Source organism: Bacillus sp. 7_6_55CFAA_CT2, assembly GCF_000238655.1.
Classification (GTDB): domain Bacteria; phylum Bacillota; class Bacilli; order Bacillales; family Bacillaceae_G; genus Bacillus_A; species Bacillus_A cereus.
Window position 1 is genome coordinate 1256713 of the sequence record NZ_JH414709.1, and the last position, 4915, is coordinate 1261627.

Genomic DNA, 4915 nt, shown 5'->3' on the forward strand with positions numbered 1-4915 from the left:
GCCAATGCCACTTTTTTATTTTTGTTTATTAAGCTTGATCTGAATTTCTTACATGTAACGGAGGTGGAACTACCCATCCTTTTTTCTTACTTAAACGTAGCAAAGTTACACCTGCCTGCGCTTTTTTCATATGAAATTGGCCAAATAACATCCCTACATCTTCGCGAAGGCATTTTCCCATCACTTGACTACATGTCACAAGTCCAGCTGCTAGCCCTGCAGAAACAGCAGCAGCAATTTCAACATCATTAATACGCGCTCCCGGAGGAATATCTTCAATAGATGCAACTGGTCGTTCTGGAGGAGCAGGCGGTAATGCTACACCATTAATCTTTAAAAGAGCTTTTAATTCTTCTATTTCCGAATTCATATCATTTTCAATTAAGCCTTCTAAAAACTTCTTCAAATCTTCATCACCTGTATGATTCATAAATACTTGATGACTTGCAATTGCCCCCTGTGCAGCAAGAAGATAGCTCCAAATGTCAAATACTTCACCGTAATGTAACGGTTCATTTTGAGGATTTCCACTTAATATACCCATTTTTAAATTCCTACCTTTCGAAAATATCATAATAAATATTGATTTCAATATTGAAATGAAATTTTTAAGTATACTTTTTCCTGCAAAAGATTTTCTACTATGCATGGAAAACACCTTTCCAACACTGCGTGTTTATTGTTTAGGAAAGTCGTTTACAAATTAAATACTCAAAGATTATGAAAGAAGATTATCAATAATCTTTGAGTGAGAATCTGTTTAATATAAGGTTTTTTATTTTTATGAATACACAAAAGAAATTGATTTACATATCTGCTATATTTTACACTAATTCACTTAGCGATTAGCTCTACCACCAAGTTGTTGTTCAGCCATTGCTACTAAACGTTTTGTAATTTCACCACCAACAGATCCGTTTGCACGAGCTGTTGTATCTGCACCAAGTTGTACACCAAACTCTTGTGCAATTTCATATTTCATTTGATCAAGAGCCTGTTCAGCGCCTCGAACTAACAATTCATTACGATTTCCACTATTATTGTTTGCCATATTATTTCACCTCCGATGTTTTTAATATGTTACAAATTATGAAAAAATAATTATCCTTTTTATGGAAATTAGTTTATGAATAAAAATTGATTTTTTTCTTAAAGTAGGGCAAAACATATAAGAAAGAATAACTGATATAACATACTTTCATAACAACACTATGTATACTTCCTAATTCCCTTTAGTAAATAAAAGAAAGATTTCTATTTCAACAAGAGATTAAATAAAATTATGTTTTGAGACATAATTCAAAAGGAGATATGAGATGAAAGCTGTAACCTATCAAGGACCAAATCAAGTACAAGTTAAACAAGTTGATGATGCAAAGTTAGAGAAAAAAGATGATATTATTGTAAGGATTACTTCAACCGCTATTTGCGGTTCTGATTTACATTTATATCAAGGTAACATGCCCTTACCTCAAGGATACATTATCGGCCATGAACCAATGGGAATCGTTGAAGAAGTCGGGCCAGATGTCACTAAAGTGAAAAAAGGCGATCGTGTTGTCATCCCCTTCAACGTTTCTTGTGGACATTGTTTCTATTGCCAACATGAAATGGAAAGTCAATGTGATAACTCAAACCCTCATTACGATTCTGGTGGATACTTTGGTTATACGGAGAAATTTGGTAATCATCCAGGCGGACAAGCAGAATATTTAAAAGTTCCATTTGGAAATTTTACTCCATTTGTTATACCGGAATCATGCGAGCTTGAAGATGAATCCCTACTATTTTTATCAGATGTTTTACCTACAGCCTATTGGAGTGTAATAAATGCAGGCGTTAAGCCAGGTGATACTGTTATCGTCCTTGGTTGTGGACCTGTTGGATTAATGACACAAAAATTTGCTTGGATGCAAGGCGCTAAACGTGTAATTGCAGTCGATTACTTAGATTATCGGATGAATTATGCAAAAAAGATTAATAACGTTGAGGTATTTGAGTTTACAAAGTTCCCTGATATGGGAGAACATTTAAAGGAAATCACACATGGCGGCGCCGATGTAGTCATTGATTGCGTAGGCATGGATGGAAAAAAATCACCACTAGAATTTCTAGAACAAAAATTGAAATTACAAGGTGGAACTCTCGGCCCTATTCAAATTGCTACGAAAGCCGTAAGAAAATATGGAACGGTTCAAATGACTGGTGTTTATGGTGGCAATTATAATGCATTCCCACTCGGGGCATTTTGGGTTAGAAATATTAATCTTAAAATGGGACAAGCACCTGTTATTCATTTTATGCCAGAACTATTTGAAAAAATAATAAACAAAGAATTCGATCCAAAGGAAATTATTACACACAAAATCCCCCTTGAAGAAGCAAGCTACGGTTATCAAATTTTTAATAATCGTGAAGATGATTGTATAAAAGTCATTTTGAAACCTTGAAGATACAATTTGTTATTCTTTATAAAAAGGTAAGATTGCACTCCATAATCTTATCTTTTTTTATTACATGCTAAGTAGCTATTCCCTCACTTTCATCTCACATTGAAAAGAGTTATTTCAAAAGACTTTGCATTTTAAGGTAACGATTTATTGGTAAAAAAATGAATTTAAGTATTAAGTAACCAACTAGCGGACACGATAACAATGTTAACTAACTTAAAAAGAGGTGTCCTTCATGTTTTATTATAAAGAAGAAATAATTAATATGATTAAGCCGGATAAACCAGACCCAGCTGCTGCAAAAGTTTTACAAGAAATATTAGGCGGGCATTATGGCGAAATGCGTACAATGATGCAATACTTCTTCCAAAGCTCAAATTTTAGAGGTAAAGAGAAGCAATATCGTGATTTACTTCGAGGTGTTTTTTTAGAGGAAATAAGCCATGTAGAACTTGTACAACATACAATTAATCAACTATTAACTGGATCTGGTGAACCTACGCCAGGAAATGCTGGTATTGACACAGCACCACTTGATGAAGCAGTTAAACATGCAAATCCTCACCACTTTATTGTAGGTGCTCAAAGTTCATTGCCTGTTGATGCAGCTGGCAACCCATGGAATGGCTCTTGGGTATATAGTCATGGAAACTTAATTAGCGATTTATTAGATAACGTAGTACTCGAATCTACAGGTGTACTTCAAAAAACTAGAATTTATGAAATGAGTTCCAATCAAACTTTTAGAGAAACACTTGCATTTTTAATTGTACGTGATAATGCACATCAAAATGCTTTCGCAAAAGCTTTAGAGACATTGGGTGTTGAATGGGGGAAACTCTTCCCTGTGCCCAACTATGATATTAATAAATACCCAGAGTGCAGAAAGTATGTAGACATGGGATTCCATAACGCACAATTTAATTTTAGTTTAGATCCAACAAGAATGGGAGAAATATTCCAAGGTGAATCACCAAGTAGAAACAAAGGAACATTAGCAGTAACTGACCCGCCAAAAGGTTTTCCTGTACCAGAACTTCCTGAAATGCCAAATGAGCATAGTCCTGGATTAAAAGATATGGATCTTTAAGGTCATTATGGCCAACTATTTATTCATGGTTGGTCATAATGCTTTATAAAGATTCATGTAAACTTGTTGTTAACATGATAGGATATTTTAATAAATCCTCTTTATTTAAAAGTGGTGTTGATCATATTTCTACTCCTCTTAATGTTGTTTCTATGAACCATTAAACGCCACTGTATACTTACTTATAATCTCCCTACCTCTATTCACGTATAACATCCATATATTGTAAACAAAGAGGAGGGACTTGTCCCCCCTCTTCTTTTAATTTTTCTTTAAAAGAATTGCTCCTGCAATCCCTGGGTGTGTCATTTCGAATGGATCTAGAATTAACTCTAGGTCTTCTTGTGACAATACACCATTTTTCACACAAAGTTCTCGAACGGATTGGCCTGTTGCAATTGCTTCTTTCGCAACGCGAGCTGCTGCTTCATAACCGATATGAGGGTTCACGGCTGTAATAATTCCTACACTTTTCTCAACATACTCTTTTAAGCGATCTTCATTCGCTTCAATTCCTTTTAAGCAATTATCTGTAAAGGCACGGAAACCGTTATTCATAATGCTAATCGATTGAAGTAAGTTGAAAACAAGTACTGGTTCCATAACGTTTAATTCTAATTGTCCTGCTTCTGAAGCAAGGCAAATTGTATGGTCATTACCAATTACTTGGAACGCAATTTGATTAATTACTTCTGGCATAACAGGGTTTACTTTCCCTGGCATAATAGATGAACCTGGTTGACGAGCTGGTAACATAATTTCCGCTAAACCAACACGCGGACCTGATGCCATTAAGCGAAGGTCATTCGCAATTTTAGACATATTCATCATACATACTTTAAGCGCTGCAGATACTTCAGTATAAGCATCCGTATTTTGCGTCGCATCTACTAAATCTTCTGCACCAACAAGCGGTAATTCACTAATTGCAGCTAAATGTTTTACAACTGCTTCAATATATTCTGGATCTGCATTTAAGCCTGTACCAACTGCAGTTGCCCCCATATTTACTTCATATAAATGTTGACGCGATTGTTGAATTCGTTTCATATCACGTTCAAGTACACGTGAGTATGCTTTAAACTCTTGTCCAAGGCGAATTGGCACAGCATCTTGTAAATGTGTACGACCCATTTTAATAACATGGTCAAACTGTTCTGCTTTTAATTCAAATACATCATGCATATAACCCATCGTTTGTAATAAGCCTTCTAATGCATTTAACGTTGCGATATGAATCGCCGTTGGGAATGCATCATTTGTTGATTGGGCCATATTTACATGACTATTTGGACTAATATAATGATAGTCTCCCTTTTCCATTCCTAATAATTCAAGAGCACGATTGGCAATGACTTCATTTGCATTCATGTTC

Annotated in this window: 5 protein-coding genes; 2 read left to right on the top strand and 3 right to left on the bottom strand. The window is 35.2% G+C overall.

Annotated elements, in window-relative coordinates:
• Window positions 1-28: 28 nt before the first annotated feature.
• Window positions 29-544 (bottom strand): DUF3231 family protein, encoded by a 516-nt coding sequence (locus HMPREF1014_RS15495; protein ID WP_002101091.1) that lies wholly within the window; start codon window positions 542-544, stop codon window positions 29-31.
• A gap of 294 nt (window positions 545-838) precedes the next feature.
• Window positions 839-1051 carry a small acid-soluble spore protein, SasP family gene (gene sasP / locus HMPREF1014_RS15500; RefSeq protein ID WP_000002832.1) on the bottom strand — a complete coding sequence of 71 codons (213 nt, stop codon included), beginning with the start codon at window positions 1049-1051 and terminating at the stop codon, window positions 839-841.
• 265 nt (window positions 1052-1316) lie between these two features.
• On the opposite strand from sasP, the gene HMPREF1014_RS15505 reads away from it, so the two are divergent.
• Together HMPREF1014_RS15505 and HMPREF1014_RS15510 are read left to right on the top strand one after the other, a co-directional pair.
• A complete protein-coding gene (locus HMPREF1014_RS15505) occupies window positions 1317-2450 on the top strand; it encodes a zinc-dependent alcohol dehydrogenase (RefSeq protein WP_000649091.1) in 1134 nt (377 codons plus the stop codon).
• Between the two features lie 235 nt (window positions 2451-2685).
• Entirely contained in the window at window positions 2686-3540 is an 855-nt protein-coding gene (locus tag HMPREF1014_RS15510; RefSeq protein WP_000500341.1) for a manganese catalase family protein, read from the top strand.
• A 261-nt stretch (window positions 3541-3801) separates the two neighbouring features.
• On the opposite strand, the gene HMPREF1014_RS15515 is transcribed toward HMPREF1014_RS15510, so the two are convergent.
• On the bottom strand, window positions 3802-4915 hold a 1114-nt coding region (locus HMPREF1014_RS15515; RefSeq protein ID WP_009327131.1), incomplete at its 5' end, for an aspartate ammonia-lyase.